Genomic DNA, 17,198 nt, shown 5'->3' with positions numbered 1-17,198 from the left:
GACCCAACACTCACCCCACCGCAAACTCCCTGTCCAGCCTGCTATACCCCAGTCCGTTGATCTTCTTCACCTTGATCTGCACCGGAATGCGCTCTTTCATCGCCTCGACGTGGCTAATCACCCCGATGGTTTTCCCGGTGGCGTTCAGCGCGTCGAGCGCATCCAGCGCGGTATCCAGCGTTTCACTGTCGAGCGTGCCGAATCCCTCATCCAGGAACAGGGAATCAATCCGCGTTTTGTGACTGACCAGGTCAGAAAGCGCTAACGCCAGCGCAAGGCTCACCAGGAAGCTCTCGCCGCCGGAGAGCGTGCGCGTATCGCGCACCGCATCGGCCTGCCAGGTGTCGACCACTTCCAGCTCCAGCGCCTCGCTGGCCTTACGCTGTAGGAGATAACGGCCGTGCAGGCGGTTAAGCTGCTGGTTTGCGAGCCAGACCAGGTTATCCAGCGTCAGCCCCTGAGCGAACTTGCGGAACTTGTCGCCGGTGCTGGAGCCGATCAGCGCGTTGAGATAGCCCCAGTCGTCGGCCTGGCGCGCGGCCTCTTCAATTTGCAGCATTAACGCCTGCTGATGCTGGCGGTTATCGCTGTCCTGTTTAAGCTGCTGGCGGATCTCGCCCTGATGCGTGGTGTTCTCACGAAGCCGTTGCGCCAGCTGCTGCAGCTGGCTTTGCAGGGTAGACACATCCGCGTCAAGTTCTTCCGGGCGCAGCGCAAGGTGCGCCTGCAGCTGCTGATTAGCCTGGCCGGAAAGGGCCGCGGCCTGCTGTATCTGGTTTTCAAGCGACTGTTTCAGCTGTTCGAGGCGGCGAATAGCATCGTCATCCAGCAGCGCGGCAAGGAAAGCATCCCGATCGGCAAAACAGCTTGCGGAGAGCGCCGCGGTGAACTGCGTCTGCGATTGCTGCAGGCGCTCGCGCTCCAGCGCCTCCTGCTGCTGCAGGGCGGCGAGCTGGCTTTGCAGCGACACGCATTCATTGTGGATGGCGCGCCAGTCATCAGGAATGGCCGGCTCAGCCTCTTCACCGTGTGTTGCCGGAAGCGTGTCGAGCAGCGGCTTCAGCGCGCTCATGCGTTCCTGAAGCACGCCGTGCTGCGTTTGCTTCTCCTGCCAGTGGGCAAATTCCGCTTCGCGGGCGTGCAGCCAGTCGGCTTCATTGCCCTCTTCGGGAACGCTAAGCGAGAGCGCGAGCAGAGTATGTTCCAGCGCCTGGCGCGTTGCGGTGCGCTGCTGCTGATACTGGCGTTCCTGCGCTTCCTGCTCGTTCAGCTGGTTTTGCAGGTTCAGACGCTGGCTGAGCTGGTAAAGCTGGCGCTCGTAGTGTTCCTGCTCGTTCATCCATGGCGCGATATCCTCCTGAATATTCAAAGCGATATTCAAAGACGCGCACGCCTCCAGCCACGCTTTAGTGAGCGCTTGCTCTTCCTGAGAAAGCGTCTGCGCGTCGTCTGTCTCACGCTGGATCTGCTGAGCCAGGGCATTAACCTGCCCCAGCACCAGCAGGCCTTCCTCTTTAAGCGCGGCGACCTCTTTTTCGAGTGCATCACGGCGACGCTGGTTATCCGTCAGCTCAAGCGAACGGTAGGTCTCCACGGCAGGATGCTCGTGGGAGCCGCACAGCGGGCAGGGTTTGCCTGCCTCAAGCCGTGAGCGATAGCTTTCCAGATTTTTAATCGTCGCTTCACGTTCGCACAGGGCTTTCAGGTCCAGATAGTGCTGGTGTTTCTCTTTGTACTGCTGGCGGCGCAGCGCCAGGGTTTCATTGAGCTTGCTCTGCTCCGCCTGGGCTTTCTGCACGCTTTCACCGTTCTGGCTTAGGCGCTTTTGCAGCGGCTGATAGCGGGCATGCAGCGACGTCAGCTGCTGGCGCAGCGTGCGGGACCGGGACTGCTGCTCCATGGCCGCGCTGACCTCATCCGCCGTCAGCGTCAGCGTATTTTCCGGCATCTCAGCCAGCTTCTGACGTAGCTCAGTCATCCGCGCAGCAAGCGCGACGAGCTGACTTTTGTCACGGTTTAGCTGTGAGAACTGGGCGCGCCAGCCGGCAATTTCCTGGCCCAGCAGGCGATAACGCTCATTCTCCGTCAGCCACTGCGCCAGCGCCGTCAGTTCGGCCTGTAGCCGCTCATGGGTACGCAGGGCGGTATTGCGGATCCGCGCGCGCAGTGCGGTTTTGGTCTGTAAGCGAGTATTTACTTCGTTAATTCGCTGCTGGGTTTGCGTCAGACGTGCGGTTTGCTCCTGCTGATGCTCCCAGAGCGGACGAAGCTGGGCGGCGGGCTGGGCAAGCTGGAGTTTTGCCAGTTCCGGCGCCGCGTTCGCCTGCGCCTGTTGCGCCTGCTGCTGCAGGGCGGCAACGCGCTGCTGCTCCCGCACGAGCTCGTCATGACGCGTAAGCCACTGAAAATCTTTCTGTTGGCTGTGCTGCTGGGCCAGCAGGGTTTTCTCTTCGTCAGTAAGTGCCTGCAAACTTTGCTGCAACTGCTGCTGTTGTTCTTCGCTGAGCAGCACGACACCCGCCGCCTGCGCCTCGCATTTTTCCAGCACGCTGCGGGCGGCTTTGTGTTTCTCAAACACCATCGCGGAAATCTGGCCGTAGATTTCGGTGCCGGTGAGTTCTTCCAGCAGTTCTGCGCGGTCGGCAGGTTTGGCATTCAGGAAGGCGGCAAATTGCCCCTGCGAGAGCAGCATTGAGCGGGTAAAACGGCCGTAGTCCAGCCCGGTGAGCGCCGCGGTTTGCTCCAGTTTATCCGACACCTTATCGGCCAGAATCTTGCCATCCTCGCAGCGGGCCAGCTCCACGCGCGGTGCCTGCAAGTTCCCGTCCGGCTGGTTGCGCGCCCGGTTCTGGCTCCAGAAGGCGCGATAGGCAACGCCTTTCACCTCAAATTCCACTTCCGCCAGGCACTCGGCGGTATCGCGCGTCATCAGATCGTTTTGCGCCTGAGAGACCTTATTCAGGCGCGGGGTTTCGTGGTAGAGCGCCAGGCAGATGGCATCGAGCAGGGTGGTTTTACCCGCGCCGGTTGCGCCAGTGATGGCAAACAGGCCGTTGCTGGCAAAAGGCTCCGCGGTGAAGTCAATTTTCCACTCGCCCTTGAGGGAGTTGAGATTTTTCAGGCGCAGGCTCAGAATTTTCATGCGTTTTCTTCCTCGTCATTGAGGGCGTGCAGAGTATGGCTGAACAGCTCGTTGAGCCTGACGCGTTTCGCATCATCGATCTCTTCCTGCGACAGTCGGCGCTCGAACACCTCTTCAACGCGCAGTTCGCTAAGCGTTTCGCGCTGGGCGCCGAGCAGAATTTTCTCGCGCTGCTCGCGGCTGCGGCGCACCAGCAGCACCTCAACCGGCAACTCTTCGGTCAGCGCCTGAATTTTCCGCTGCATATCGTGCAGGTAGTCATCGGTGGTGATTTCAATATCCAGCCAGACGGGCGGGTTAAGCTCAGCGCCGCGCCACTGCTCAAGCTGGGCGGTGATGGCAGCCAGATCGCCCTTCAGCACCGCCAGCGGCTGGGTGACCGGCACTTCCAGCGTCTCGACGGCGCTGAGTTTGCCCTCATCAAAGCTCACCAGATGCACGGATTTGGCTTTTCCGGTTTCATCGAAGCTGAGCGAAATAGGGGAGCCACAGTAGCGGATATGCTCGCAGCCGCCGATGACCTGGGCGCGGTGAATGTGCCCGAGCGCGATGTAGTCCGCGGGCGGGAAGTTTTGCGCCGGAAAGGCGTCCAGCGTACCGATATAGATCTCGCGGACTGCGTCACTTTTGCTGGCCCCGACGGTGGTGAGGTGCCCGGTGGCAATGACCGGAATGGTCTGTTCACCGCGCAGGGCACAGGCTTCCGCGTGCTGCTGGTGATAGTAGTCGGTGATGGCCTGCAATAAATGCTGCTGCTTTTCCGCGCCCGACAGTCCCGCCTGGCTTTGCACGATGTCGCGCGGACGTAAAAAGGGAATCGGGCACAGTACCGCGCCCGGCGACCCGTCGCGTTTTTTCAGGATCTGCGGCGCGTGCCCGGCGCTGGCGATCACGGTGGTATTGAGAAACGCCAGGATATCGCGGGATTCATTGAGCGTGGCGACGGAGTCATGGTTACCGGCGACAATCACCAGATGACAGCCGGTCTGCTGCAGGTTGACCACGAAGCGGTTATACAGTTCACGCGCATAGCTCGGCGGCGAACCGGTATCAAAGATGTCACCCGCCACAATAATGGCATCCACCTCGTGCGCCTGGGCCGTTTCCAGAAGCCAGTTCAGGAACGCTTCATGTTCAGCCGCACGGCTTTTGCTGTAAAAATTTTGACCCAGATGCCAGTCCGAGGTGTGAAGTATGCGCATAGGAGATCCGTGGCGAAAAACGATGCGGGCGATTATAAACTGTCAGGGAAAGGAAAATAACCGCTGTAATAAAACAACAGTTTGCCATTTATAGTGGTACTGTTTTTCATAAATCTGTCATAAATCTGACGCATAATGGCGCCGCATTACAAACTTGTAACTTAAATAAGATAAGACAGGGCAAAGTATGGCGAGACGTATTCTGGTCGTAGAAGATGAAGCTCCAATTCGTGAAATGGTGTGCTTCGTGCTCGAACAAAATGGCTTCCAGCCGGTTGAAGCGGAAGATTATGACAGCGCGGTGAACCAGCTGAATGAACCCTGGCCCGATCTGATTCTGCTTGACTGGATGTTGCCCGGCGGCTCCGGACTGCAGTTTATCAAACATCTGAAGCGTGAAGCGCTGACCCGCGACATCCCGGTGGTGATGCTCACGGCGCGCGGAGAGGAAGAGGATCGCGTGCGCGGTCTGGAGACCGGCGCGGACGATTACATTACCAAACCTTTCTCCCCGAAAGAGCTGGTTGCCCGCATTAAGGCCGTCATGCGCCGTATTTCCCCGATGGCGGTGGAAGAGGTGATCGAGATGCAGGGCCTCAGCCTTGACCCAACGTCACACCGCGTGATGACCGGCGAAAATCCCCTCGACATGGGGCCTACCGAATTTAAACTCCTGCACTTCTTTATGACCCATCCGGAACGCGTTTACAGCCGCGAGCAGTTGCTGAATAACGTCTGGGGAACTAACGTGTATGTCGAAGACCGGACGGTTGACGTACATATCCGCCGCCTGCGAAAAGCGCTGGAACTGAGCGGCCACGATCGCATGGTACAGACGGTCCGCGGTACGGGTTATCGTTTCTCGACCCGTTTCTGAATAATGACAGGAGTGTGACGCGTGCTGGAACGTCTGTCATGGAAAAGGCTCGTCTTTGAACTGATCTTATGCTGTATTCCGGCCCTTCTTCTGGGGGCCTTACTTGGGCATCTGCCGTGGTTTCTGCTGGCGGCGGTCACCGGGCTGTTAGCCTGGCATTTCTGGAACCTGCTGCGTCTCTCCTGGTGGCTATGGGTGGACCGCAGTATGACCCCGCCGCCGGGAAGCGGTAGCTGGGAGCCGCTGCTGTACGGCCTGCACCAGATGCAGATGCGTAATAAAAAGCGTCGCCGCGAGCTGGGAAGCCTGATCAAACGCTTTCGCAGCGGTGCAGAGTCGCTGCCCGATGCCGTTATTCTGACGACCGAAGAAGGGACGATCTTCTGGTGTAACGGCCTGGCGCAGCAACTGCTGGGCCTGCGCTGGCCGGATGACAATGGTCAGAACATCCTCAACCTTCTGCGTTATCCCGAGTTCACGCTGTATCTGAAAAAGCGTGATTTCACCCGTCCCCACAATCTGAAGCTGAATAACGGTCGCCATCTGGAAATCCGCGTGATGCCCTACAGCGATCGCCAGTGGCTGATGGTGGCGCGCGACGTCACCCAGATGCACCAGCTGGAAGGGGCGCGTCGTAACTTCTTCGCCAACGTCAGCCACGAACTACGCACCCCGTTGACCGTGCTGCAGGGCTACCTGGAGATGATGCAGGAGCAAACCCTGGAAGGCGCGCCGCGTGAAAAAGCGCTGCATACGATGCGCGAGCAAACGCACCGTATGGAAGGGCTGGTGAAGCAGCTGCTGACGCTGTCAAAGATTGAAGCGGCGCCTTCTCTTGCGCTGAATGACACCATTGATGTGCCAATGATGCTGCGCGTCGTCGAGCGTGAAGCGCAGACGTTAAGCCATAAAAAACATCAGCTGACCTTTGACGTCGACAACACGCTGAAGGTGCTGGGCAGCGAGGATGAACTGCGTAGCGCCATCTCCAACCTGGTGTACAACGCGGTAAACCATACGCCGGAAGGAACGGATATCGTGGTGCGCTGGCAGCATACGCCGGCAGGTGCCGAGTTTAGCGTTGAGGATAACGGGCCGGGGATCGCCCCGGAGCATATTCCGCGTCTGACCGAGCGCTTCTACCGGGTGGATAAAGCGCGATCGCGGCAGACGGGGGGGAGCGGCCTGGGGCTGGCGATTGTGAAACACGCGGTGAATCACCATGAAAGCCGTCTTGATATCCAGAGTACCCTGGGTAAGGGAACCCGCTTTAGTTTCGTTATCCCGGAACGATTAATTGCCAAAAAGAGCGCCTGACGGCAGGCGTGTCATTTTACCTTTCCACGGGTCAGCCATCGCTGGCCCGTTTGCTTTGCAGTCAAGCGAAACGCGTGTGAATTTTATACGGTTGGCTGTTTTTTGTTCGCATGATTAGCCATGGGTTTTTCCTATAATTAGCGCATTGTTCTGGTGCGCGTTTTCATACTGGCATATTGTTCTGGTTTTGCGATCCCTCCTTGCCTTTAAACGTTATAAGCGTTTAAATTGCCCCCCAGATACTGTCAGACCGACTGTATTTGCGTGGTAAATCGAAAAACTATTCTTCTCCACGCCAGGACGGGAGCATTTCCCGCTGAAATTGAGCAAATTTTCGGCTGTATCGTCCCGTCAGGGAAATCGAAAAATCTCAACGTTTTCAACACCACATCCACAGGCAGTAAGGTTTTATGACCCATCACTTAAAATCGCGTGACATTATCGCGCTGGGCTTTATGACATTTGCGCTGTTCGTTGGCGCAGGCAACATCATTTTCCCTCCAATGGTTGGCTTACAGGCGGGTGAACACGTCTGGACCGCCGCGTTCGGTTTCCTGATTACTGCCGTGGGTCTGCCGGTACTGACCGTTATCGCACTGGCGAAAGTCGGTGGCGGCGTGGATAGCCTTAGCACCCCGATTGGCAAAGTGGCTGGCGTTCTGCTGGCTACCGTCTGCTATCTGGCCGTTGGTCCGCTGTTTGCCACCCCGCGTACCGCGACCGTTTCCTTCGAAGTGGGCATCGCCCCGCTGACCGGTGACGGCGCGATGCCGCTGTTCATCTACAGCCTGATTTATTTCGCCATCGTGATTCTGGTTTCCCTCTATCCGGGCAAGCTGCTGGACACGGTAGGTAACTTCCTGGCGCCGCTGAAAATTGTAGCGCTGATCGTGCTGGCCGTGGCGGCCATCATCTGGCCAGCCGGCCCGATTAGCGACGCGATGGATGCCTATAAAAACGCCGCGTTCTCTAACGGCTTTGTGAACGGCTACCTGACGATGGATACGCTGGGCGCGATGGTGTTTGGTATCGTTATCGTTAACGCCGCGCGTTCCCGCGGCGTGACCGAAGCGCGTTTGCTGACCCGTTATACCATCTGGGCTGGCCTGATGGCCGGTGTGGGCCTGACGCTGCTGTATCTGGCGCTGTTCCGCCTGGGCTCTGACAGCGCGATGCTGGTTGATCAGAACGCGAACGGTGCGGCTATCCTGCACGCTTACGTTCAGCATACCTTCGGTGGGGCGGGCAGCATGCTGCTGGCGGCGCTGATCTTCCTGGCGTGTCTGGTAACCGCGGTTGGCCTGACCTGCGCCTGCGCAGAGTTCTTTGCGCAGTATCTGCCGCTCTCTTACCGTACCCTGGTGTTTATCCTCGGTATCTTCTCCATGGCGGTGTCTAACCTCGGTCTGAGCCACCTGATTCAGGTCTCTATTCCGGTGCTGACGGCGATCTATCCGCCGTGCATCGTGCTGGTGGTGCTGAGCTTCACCCGTCCGTGGTGGCATAACTCCTCACGAATTATTGCGCCAGCCATGTTTATCAGCCTGATTTTTGGTATCCTTGACGGGATTAAAGCATCAGCGTTCGCTGAAATTCTGCCAGCCTGGACACAGCGTCTGCCGCTGTCCGAGCAGGGCCTGGCCTGGCTGATGCCTACCGTTGTTGCACTGGTTCTGGCGGTTATCTGGGACCGTGCTGCAGGGCGTCAGGTCACATCGAACGCTCATTAATCAACGGCAACAAACTGTTTAACCACGGGGCTTAAGGCCCCGTGGTTTTTTGTTTTTTTCGTGTTGAATGGCAAGATTTAAATGGAAAGCACTAACAAACTTAAACGTGGATTGAGCACGCGCCACATCCGCTTTATGGCGCTGGGCTCTGCTATCGGCACCGGTCTTTTTTATGGCTCGGCAGATGCCATCAAAATGGCCGGTCCAAGCGTGCTGCTGGCGTACATCATCGGCGGCGTGGCGGCGTATATCATCATGCGCGCCCTCGGCGAAATGTCGGTTCACAACCCGTCTGCCAGCTCCTTCTCCCGCTACGCGCAGGAAAACCTCGGCCCGCTGGCCGGGTTTATCACCGGCTGGACCTACTGCTTCGAAATTTTGATTGTGGCGATTGCCGACGTAACCGCATTCGGCATCTACATGGGCGTCTGGTTCCCGGCGGTACCGCACTGGATCTGGGTGCTGAGCGTGGTGTTGCTCATTTGCGCCGTTAATCTGATGAGCGTGAAGGTGTTCGGCGAGCTGGAGTTCTGGTTCTCCTTCTTCAAGGTCGCGACCATCATCATCATGATTGTGGCGGGTTTCGGGATCATCATCTGGGGGATTGGCAACGGCGGCCAGCCGACCGGCATCCATAACCTCTGGAGCAACGGCGGCTTCTTCAGCAACGGCTGGCTCGGGATGGTGATGTCGCTACAGATGGTAATGTTCGCCTACGGCGGCATCGAGATTATCGGCATCACCGCCGGGGAAGCGAAAGATCCGGAGAAATCCATTCCCCGCGCCATCAACTCGGTGCCGATGCGTATTCTGGTGTTTTACGTGGGTACGCTGTTCGTGATTATGTCCATCTACCCGTGGAACCAGGTGGGCACTAATGGTAGCCCGTTTGTCCTGACCTTCCAGCATATGGGCATTGCCTTTGCTGCCAGCATTCTGAACTTTGTGGTGCTGACCGCGTCGCTTTCGGCCATCAACAGTGACGTCTTTGGCGTGGGCCGCATGCTGCACGGCATGGCGGAGCAGGGCAGCGCACCGAAGGTATTCGCCAAAACTTCACGCCGCGGCACGCCGTGGGTGACGGTGGTGGTGATGACCGTAGCGCTGCTGTTCTCGGTTTACCTGAACTACATCATGCCGGAGAACGTCTTCCTGGTGATTGCGTCCCTGGCGACCTTCGCGACCGTGTGGGTGTGGATCATGATCCTGCTGTCGCAGATTGCCTTCCGCCGCCGTCTGTCGCCGGATGAGGCGAAAGCGCTGAAGTTTAAGGTGCCGGGCGGGGTGGCGACGACCGTGGTCGGGCTGATCTTCCTGGTGTTTATCATTGGCCTGATTGGCTACCATCCGGATACCCGCATTTCCCTGTACGTGGGCTGTGCGTGGATCGTTCTGCTGCTGATCGGCTGGGTGTTTAAGTGCCGCCGTGACCGTCAATTGGCAGAAGCACAGTAATATTTTTATCCCCCCTCCCTCCCGGGAGAGGGGATTTTTGCCTCCTCCCCCGTCCTCCTCCCCCAATAAATTTCGTCATGGTGAGCTATCCTTAACCACCCTGTGGCAAGGTGACGTCAATTTCATCAGAGGGGATTCGTGATGTTAAATGCCTGGCACCTTCCGGTTGCCCCATTTGTTAAGCAAAACAAAGACAACCTTGTGATTACGCTCTGGCTGGCGGGGGAAAATCAGCCGGAACGCGTGACGCTCCGCGCCGAAATTGATAACGAAGAGACCGGGCTGAAAATGCACAAGCTGCGCAGCCAGCCGCAGCCGGGGATTACGGCGTGGCGGGCGAATATCGATTTGCGCACCGGGCAGCCGCGCCGTCGCTATAGCTTTAAGCTTTTATGGAACAACCGCCAGCTGTGGTTTACCCCGCAGGGGTTTAGCCGTTTCCCACCGGCCCGGCTGGAGCAGTTCGCCGTCGATTACCCGAATAACGGCCCGCAGTGGGTTAACGATCAGGTCTTTTATCAGATTTTCCCGGACCGCTTTGCGCGCAGCGAAAAACGCACCGCCGGCCAGGACAAGGTCTATTACCATCATGCCGCGGGTCACGACATCATCCTGAAAAAATGGGATGAACCGGTGACGGCGCAGGCGGGCGGCTCGACGTTCTACGGCGGCGATCTCGACGGCATCAGCGAAAAGCTGCCGTACCTGAAAAAACTCGGCGTGACGGCGCTGTACCTCAACCCGGTGTTTAAAGCCCCGAGCGTACACAAATACGATACCGAAGATTATCGTCACGTTGACGAGCAGTTTGGCGGTGACGAGGCGCTGCTGCGCCTGCGTAAGAACACCCAAAAAGAAGGCATGCGCCTCATTCTGGACGGTGTGTTCAACCACAGCGGAGATTCGCACGCGTGGTTTGACCGTCATAACCAGTCGATGGGCGGAGCATGTCATAACCCGGATTCGCCGCAGCGCGACTGGTACAGCTTTAGCGAGGAGGGCCGCGCGCTGGACTGGCTGGGCTACCCGAGCCTGCCGAAGCTGGACTTCCAGTCGCCGTCACTGGTGAACGAGATTTACGGCGGGGAAGACAGCATCGTGCGTCACTGGCTGAAGGCACCGTGGAATATGGACGGCTGGCGTCTGGATGTAGTGCATATGCTCGGTGAAGCGGGCGGGGCGCGAAATAACCTTCAGCACGTGGCCGGGATCGCGCGTTCGGCGAAAGCGGCTCAGCCGGAGGCGTTTGTCTTTGGCGAACACTTTGGCGACGCGCGCCAGTGGCTGCAAAATGATGCCGAAGATGCGGCGATGAACTATCGCGGCTTTACCTTCCCGCTGTGGGGATTCCTGGCTAACACCGATATCTCCTACGATCCGAACCATATCGACGCCGAAACCTGCGCCGCGTGGATGGATAACTATCGCGCTGGCCTGTCGCATCAGCAGCAGCTGCGGATGTTTAACCAGCTCGATAGCCACGACACCGCGCGCTTTAAATCCCTGCTCGGCAAGGATGTGGCGCGTCTGCCGCTGGCGGTCACCTGGCTCTTCACCTGGCCGGGCGTACCGTGCATTTACTACGGAGACGAAGTGGGGCTGGACGGCAACAACGATCCGTTCTGCCGCAAAACCTTCCCGTGGGAGGCAGAGAAACAGGATAAGGTGCTGTTCAGCCTGTATCAGCGGCTGGCGAAGCTGCGCAAACAGAGTCTCGCCCTGCGCTACGGCGGCTGTCAGGTGGCGTACGCCCACGATAATGTGGTGGTCTTTGTCCGCGTCTATAATCAGCAGCGCGTACTGGTGGCGATTAACCGGGGCGAGGCCTGCGAAGTAGTGCTGGAGGATTCGCCGCTGCTTAAGGTGGCGACGTGGACGAACAAAGAGGGCAAGGCAACGATACAGGATGGCGTGCTCGCGCTGCCTGCGGTATCCGCGACGGTCTGGCTCGGCAGCTAATGCGCTAAAGTTTCCCCTTTTAAGATGGCGCAAATGCAACGATTTGTGTCAATCTTAACGGATCGTTTACGGTGAAGGTGGAAACATGGACGAGCTTTACATCCTTGGCTGTTTATTCCTGGTTTTTGCGCTGCTGGTTGCGCCCGTGCTTGCGGTTATCGGGTTTAATCGAAGCACGGCGGCGCAGCAGGAGATCGCCCGGCTACGCCAGCGCATTGAGGTGCTTGAGCAGCGCGGCGCAGCTCAGGTAGCGCCGGAGACAGAACAGGTGCAAGCGGTCACTCCGGCTGTCGTGACCGCGCCGGTGGCTGAGGACGCGCCCGCGTCTGTCGATCCCTGGCGTCCCGACATTCCCGCACCCGAGGCAAAACCCGCTCCGGCCCCTGCGCCTGCGGCTAAACAGCCATCTGCCTTTGGCGGCATTGTGACGTCGCTGACGCGCTGGTTTATGCAGGGTAATCCCCTGGCGAAGCTTGGCATTCTGTTGCTCTTCCTCGGCCTCTCTTTCCTGCTGCGCTATACCGTTGAACACTCCCTGTTCCCGCTTGAGCTACGCCTGGTGGCGACGGCGCTGTTTGCCATCGTGCTGCTGGCGGTTGGGTGGCGGCTGCGGCACAAGCAGCCGATCTACGCGCTTATCTTACAGGGCGGGGCGACGGGCATTCTCTACCTGACGGTCTTCGGCGCCTTCCGGCTCTGGCAGATGCTGCCGATGACGCTGGCCTTTGCGCTACTGGTGGTGATTTGCGCCGCGAGCGTTGGGCTGGCCGTGCTGCAGAAAGCGCTGAGCCTTGCTATGCTGGCGAGCCTCGGCGGGTATCTTGCGCCGCTGCTGCTATCTACCGGGGGCGGCAGCTTTGTGGCGCTGTTTTCCTTCTATCTCCTGCTTTCCATCGGCATTCTCGCCATCAGCATCTGGCAGCACTGGCGCGAGCTCAACCTGCTCGGGCTGCTCTTCACCTTTGGCGTGGGCGGCCTGTGGGGGGTGAGTGAGTACCAGCCTGAAGACTATTGGATCTGCCAGCTGTTCCTGATTGCCAATACGCTGATATTCGGCGTGCTGAGCGTGGCGCTGTCGCTGCGGGCGCAGGAGAAAGGAAAGCAGATTATTGACGGCGTGCTGCTGTTTGCCCCGCCGCTGATAGGCTTTGGGATGCAGTACGGTATGACCCGGCACTGGGAATATGGTCCGGCCCTGAGCGCTTTGGGATACGGCGCATTTTATCTGGCCCTCGCTTTCCTTGCCCTGCGCCGCTATCCGTCCATCGGGCGACCGCTGGTGATGGCGGCGCTGGCGATCGGCGGCGGGTTTGCCACGCTTGCGATTCCGCTCGCGCTCTCCGCGCGGTGGACGGCGATGGCCTGGGCGCTGGAGGGGCTGGGCATCCTCTGGCTGGGCGTGCAGCAGCACCAGCGGCGCATGAGCTATAGCGGGACGGCGCTGCTGGTGCTGGCGCTCGGCAGCGCGCTGTGGGCGCAGATGAACGGCGTTACGCCGCTGAGCCTGCTGCTTATCTTCGCCATCCTTAGCCTTTGCTGGCTGGCTGCGGCCTGGCTGTGGCGGAACCTCTTTCTGCCGGTTAGCTGGGCGCTGCTGGCAGGCGGGCTGCTGTTCTGGCTCGTGGCGCTATTTGGCGCGTCGCGGCTGGTGTTGAAGCAGGAACTGCCTGTTCTGGCAGGCGTGCTGGCGCTGACGGCGGCGTCGGTCTGGGGCTGGCGGCAGGCTGCCGTTCGTCTGGCGTGGCGGGAGCTGGATGCCAGCAAATGGCTGCTGTGGCCGCTGATGCTGGTGATGGTGGGCTATCAGCTCTCGCACCAGCAGATGTTCGCCGCCGGCTGGTCAAATCTGGCCTGGGGTATTGCGCTTCCCGCCGCGCTGATGCTGCTGCGGCGCGACGGCGCCCGTTTAGCGCCGCGCATCTCTATGGGGCTGCATCTGGCGCTGTTCTGGATGATATTACTGGCGCTGGCGGCGGAGCTTTACTGGTTTGCCCGGTCGCTGCCGTGGGGCATGGCGGCCTGGGGCAGCGGGCTGGCGATGGCCGCAGGCGGCGGGGTGATTATGGCGCTCTCTGCGGCGGTGCGCCGTCGCGGGTGGCCGTTCCGGGAGTGGCCCGCGCTCTACGCGTGCATAGCACCGATCCCCGTGCTCGCGGCGCTGCTGGTATTGCTGGTGGTGACCAATTTCCAGGACGGCGTGGTTTATCGTCAGACCTGGCTGCCGCTGGTGAACCCGCTTGAAGAAGGCGCGGCGTTCGCGCTGCTGGGGCTGGTGGTCTTTTACCGGGCGGTGGATCGCTACTACCCGACGCAGCTCTTGCAGGCCCGTCCGTGGCCTGCCGTCGCGATTATGGCGTTTGGCTTCTGGTGGCTTAACGGTGCGCTGATGCGCGCCCTGGCCTGGTACGGCGACGTGGCCTGGAATATGGCGTCGCTGTGGGATTCGCGGCTGATCCAGACCTCGTTTGCCCTGTTCTGGATGCTGAGCGCGCTGGTTATCATGGTCCACGCCACCCGTAGAGCTTCCCGTCAGGAGTGGCTTGGCGGTGCCGCGCTGCTGGGCGTGGTGATGGTTAAACTGATGCTGGTGGACAGCGCGGGTGGAGGCGGTCTGTCGCGTGCGGTGGCGTTTATCGGCGTGGCAATACTGGTGCTGATCGTGGGGTATTTCTCACCGCTACCGCCCAAAACAGGAGATGAAAAATGAAATGGATGAAAGCGGTAGCTTGTATCGCTCTGCTGGCGCTTGCAGGCCCGGCGTTCTGCGACGAGGTACAAACGGAATCGCCCCGGGACTATGCCTTTGGCCGCTCGCTGGATACGTCTGCTCCTTCCCAGTGGTATCGGGTGACGCTGCCGCTCGCCGTCTATACGCAGAGCACGTCGCCGGATCTGCATGACGTTCGCGTCTTTAACCAGTCGGGCGAGCCGGTTCCTTTCAGCCTGGTCACCGCGACGCGTCCGCAGGTGGCAGCGCAATCCACGGCGCTGCGCCTCTTTCCTCTGGACGCCTCACCGCTTGCGCCTGCGCGTGGGGATGAGGGCAGCGATAAGATCCTGCTCCGTTCCGGAAACGGCGTAGAGATTGTGCTGCAGGGGCAAAAAGCCGCCGCAGCCGGGCAGCATTATCTGCTGACCCTGCCGGAGCAGTCTACGGGTGAGATTGCCCTGTCCCAGCTGCAGCTGCTCTGGAATACCCCGCAGGCGCCGTGGCAGGGAACGGCGTCGGTCTTTTACAGCGAGGATCTTAAGCGCTGGTATACCCTGCGCGAGGATATGCCGCTGCTGGACGTGATGAGCGGGCAGGATCGTCTTAAGCTCGATCGGATCGATACCGATATCGTTTTGTCTCCCGATACGAATCGCTATCTCCTGGTTGTGCTGAATGCTCAGAGCCAGGGGGTGACCTTAACCGGCGTTAACGCGATTAGCGCCCCTGCGCGGGCGACGCCGGACGCGATCGATCTTGAGGGGGTAGGGGAGCAGCTATCGACAAGCGAAGCGCAGTGGCACTGGGCGCAGCCGCAGCCGCTGAGTGCTATCAGCATTTTACTGAATGGCGACGGCGTCCTTCCCGTGGAGATAGCGTGGCGGAGTACGGAAAAAGACACATGGCACCCCCTGAAAAAAGAGGTGCTTTACCGTCTGGAGGGCAACACGTCTCCACCGGTTTCGCTTAGCGGAGGCCTGGTGCAGGCGGTGAAAATCACGACGCTGAATGCGCGCCTGCCGGAATACCTGCCGGGCGTCACCGGGCATCGTGACCGATATGATCTGGTGTTCAACGCGCAGGGAAAAGCGCCATACGTGCTTGCCTGGGGTAATGGCGCTGCAAAGCCTGCCAGCGTGGAGCCTGACATGCTGATCCCAGCCGATCTGCGCAAAACCTATGATATGGATCACCTGCCGCAGGCCGACATTCTGGATGATGTCGCGTTAGGCGGCGAGGGGCGTCTGACCGCTACCTCTGCGTCCGAGCGGGAGAGCCGGATGAACGCGCTGCTGGTGTGGGGCGTGCTAATTGCGGGCGTAATTCTGCTGGCGGGAATGGCCTGGCGCATCTGGCGAGAGACGCAGCGTAAGGCATAAAAAAAGGCCCGCATAAGCGGGCCTTCTTCGTAAACCGTGCCGATTACAGGCTGGATACGTTCTCAGACAGGTATTTAGCAACGCCGTCTGGGGACGCAGCCATACCTTCTTTACCTTTTTCCCACTGAGCCGGGCACACTTCGCCGTGCTCTTCGTGGAACTGCAGCGCGTCAACCATGCGCAGCATTTCGTCGATGTTACGACCCAGCGGCAGATCGTTCACAACCTGGTGACGAACGATGCCGTTTGCGTCGATCAGGAAGGAGCCGCGCAGCGCAACGCCAGCGTCCGGATGTTCGATACCGTAAGCCTGCTGGATTTCGCGTTTGATGTCCGCAACCATTGCGTATTTCACCGCACCGATGCCGCCTTTGTCGACAGGGGTGTTACGCCATGCGTTGTGTACAAATTCAGAGTCGAAGGAGACGCCAACCACTTCCACGCCACGCTTCTGGAATTCTTCATAACGTTTGTCGAACGCGATCAGCTCAGACGGGCAAACGAAAGTGAAGTCCATTGGCCAGAAGAACAGAACGGTCGCTTTACCGTTGGTGTGCTGTTTGAAGTTGAAGTTTTCAACGATTTCACCGTTGCCCAGAACTGCTGCAGCTGTAAAATCCGGAGCCGGACGAGTTACCAGAACCATATGATTCTCCTGTAGATACTAAGGTTATTTGGAACGCAACGCGAGCCAGTATAGAGAGTGTTCGTGGATAAGACAAAGAGGTGGTGACAATCGTTCCGCCAGCTTTTACCTATCAATGATCGTGCTGTCAGAGCTGCTTGTTTTTCGCCTGCGCCATCATGCGCGGATAAAACTGCCAGAATTGGCTCTCCAGCGCATCGTAATGCTCATCCAGGTCGTACCAGGAGTCCCGCAGCGCATCCAGCCGCGGGCGACGGCTCGCCATGCCATTCAAGACATTCTGGATAAAGTCCATCTCGCGATAGCGCTCCAGCCAGCGTTCCGACCACAGGTAGTTATTCAGATTCACAAAGCGCGGCGGCGAATCGGGCAGAATGATCGACACCTGCTGGTGGGCGTAGCGCACAAACGCCGGCAACGGCATCTCCGGCGAGAGCTGTTCCCAGTGGCGAGACAGGAAGTGGTCCCACATCACGTCGAGCGTGATCGGCGCAACGCGGCGCGTTTCAGGGCGAAACCACGCTTTCGCTTCCGTCACCTCGGGCAGATTATCAGTGATGACATCAATGCGGCGGTGCATAAAAATCCCGTCGACAACCTCGGGAGAATACGCTTCAGCGGGGTTGCCGCGCACGAAATCGGCCAGCAAATTGCCGGAAAGGGAGCTGTCAGCGAGGTGTGCGAGATGCAGGTGAGCGAGAAAATTCATGCGTTTTATTTGTCCAGTGGCGGCTAGTTGTTGCAGCAAAAGGGTGTGAGCACTAGACTATGCCGCCTGTTT

At 59.2% G+C, this 17,198-nt stretch carries 11 protein-coding genes; 7 read left to right on the top strand and 4 right to left on the bottom strand.

Annotated features, from left to right (window positions below; all coding sequences use genetic code 11):
• Positions 1-10: 10 nt before the first annotated feature.
• Together sbcC and sbcD are read right to left on the bottom strand one after the other, a co-directional pair.
• Positions 11-3,142: an exonuclease subunit SbcC gene (gene sbcC / locus IM291_RS05665; RefSeq protein WP_192986321.1), complete on the bottom strand. Its 3,132-nt coding sequence runs from the start codon at positions 3,140-3,142 to the stop codon at positions 11-13.
• Entirely contained in the window at positions 3,139-4,344 is a 1,206-nt protein-coding gene (gene sbcD, locus IM291_RS05660; RefSeq protein ID WP_192986320.1) for an exonuclease subunit SbcD, read from the bottom strand. Before sbcD ends, sbcC begins: the two co-directional genes overlap by 4 nt.
• Positions 4,345-4,531: 187 nt before the next feature.
• Between sbcD and phoB the strand changes: the two genes are divergently transcribed.
• The 7 genes from phoB to IM291_RS05625 all read left to right on the top strand — a co-directional run bounded on the left by phoB (position 4,532) and on the right by IM291_RS05625 (position 15,771).
• Positions 4,532-5,221, top strand: a complete 690-nt coding sequence (phoB, locus tag IM291_RS05655) for a phosphate response regulator transcription factor PhoB (RefSeq protein ID WP_008503265.1) — start codon at positions 4,532-4,534, stop codon at positions 5,219-5,221.
• A 21-nt stretch (positions 5,222-5,242) separates the two neighbouring features.
• The gene (gene phoR / locus IM291_RS05650) at positions 5,243-6,538 is read left to right on the top strand and encodes a phosphate regulon sensor histidine kinase PhoR (protein ID WP_047363942.1); all 1,296 of its coding nucleotides are present in this window, start codon (positions 5,243-5,245) and stop codon (positions 6,536-6,538) included.
• A gap of 410 nt (positions 6,539-6,948) precedes the next feature.
• Positions 6,949-8,268, top strand: a complete 1,320-nt coding sequence (gene brnQ, locus IM291_RS05645) for a branched-chain amino acid transporter carrier protein BrnQ (protein WP_028012134.1) — start codon at positions 6,949-6,951, stop codon at positions 8,266-8,268.
• 81 nt (positions 8,269-8,349) lie between these two features.
• Positions 8,350-9,723, top strand: coding sequence for a proline-specific permease ProY (gene proY / locus IM291_RS05640; RefSeq protein ID WP_028012135.1), 1,374 nt, complete (start codon positions 8,350-8,352; stop codon positions 9,721-9,723).
• A 141-nt stretch (positions 9,724-9,864) separates the two neighbouring features.
• On the top strand, positions 9,865-11,682 hold the full coding sequence (gene malZ / locus IM291_RS05635) for a maltodextrin glucosidase (RefSeq protein WP_192986318.1): 1,818 nt from the start codon (positions 9,865-9,867) through the stop codon (positions 11,680-11,682).
• Between the two features lie 85 nt (positions 11,683-11,767).
• Positions 11,768-14,389, top strand: a complete 2,622-nt coding sequence (locus tag IM291_RS05630; protein ID WP_192986316.1) for a DUF2339 domain-containing protein — start codon at positions 11,768-11,770, stop codon at positions 14,387-14,389.
• Positions 14,386-15,771 carry a DUF3999 domain-containing protein gene (locus IM291_RS05625; RefSeq protein ID WP_192986314.1) on the top strand — a complete coding sequence of 462 codons (1,386 nt, stop codon included), beginning with the start codon at positions 14,386-14,388 and terminating at the stop codon, positions 15,769-15,771. The genes IM291_RS05630 and IM291_RS05625 overlap by 4 nt, the downstream gene beginning before the upstream one ends.
• Before the next feature lie 43 nt (positions 15,772-15,814).
• Here the strand turns inward: IM291_RS05625 and IM291_RS05620 are convergent, their stop codons facing one another.
• Both IM291_RS05620 and acpH read right to left on the bottom strand, forming a co-directional pair.
• Entirely contained in the window at positions 15,815-16,417 is a 603-nt protein-coding gene (locus tag IM291_RS05620; RefSeq protein ID WP_008503347.1) for a peroxiredoxin, read from the bottom strand.
• Positions 16,418-16,544: 127 nt separating this feature from the next.
• The gene (gene acpH, locus IM291_RS05615) at positions 16,545-17,126 is read right to left on the bottom strand and encodes an ACP phosphodiesterase (protein WP_041911095.1); all 582 of its coding nucleotides are present in this window, start codon (positions 17,124-17,126) and stop codon (positions 16,545-16,547) included.
• Between the last annotated feature and the right edge of the window lie 72 nt (positions 17,127-17,198).

Source organism: Enterobacter cloacae complex sp. P27C, assembly GCF_014895705.1.
Lineage (GTDB): Bacteria > Pseudomonadota > Gammaproteobacteria > Enterobacterales > Enterobacteriaceae > Enterobacter > Enterobacter bugandensis.
This window is presented reverse-complemented; position numbering and strand designations above follow the sequence as displayed.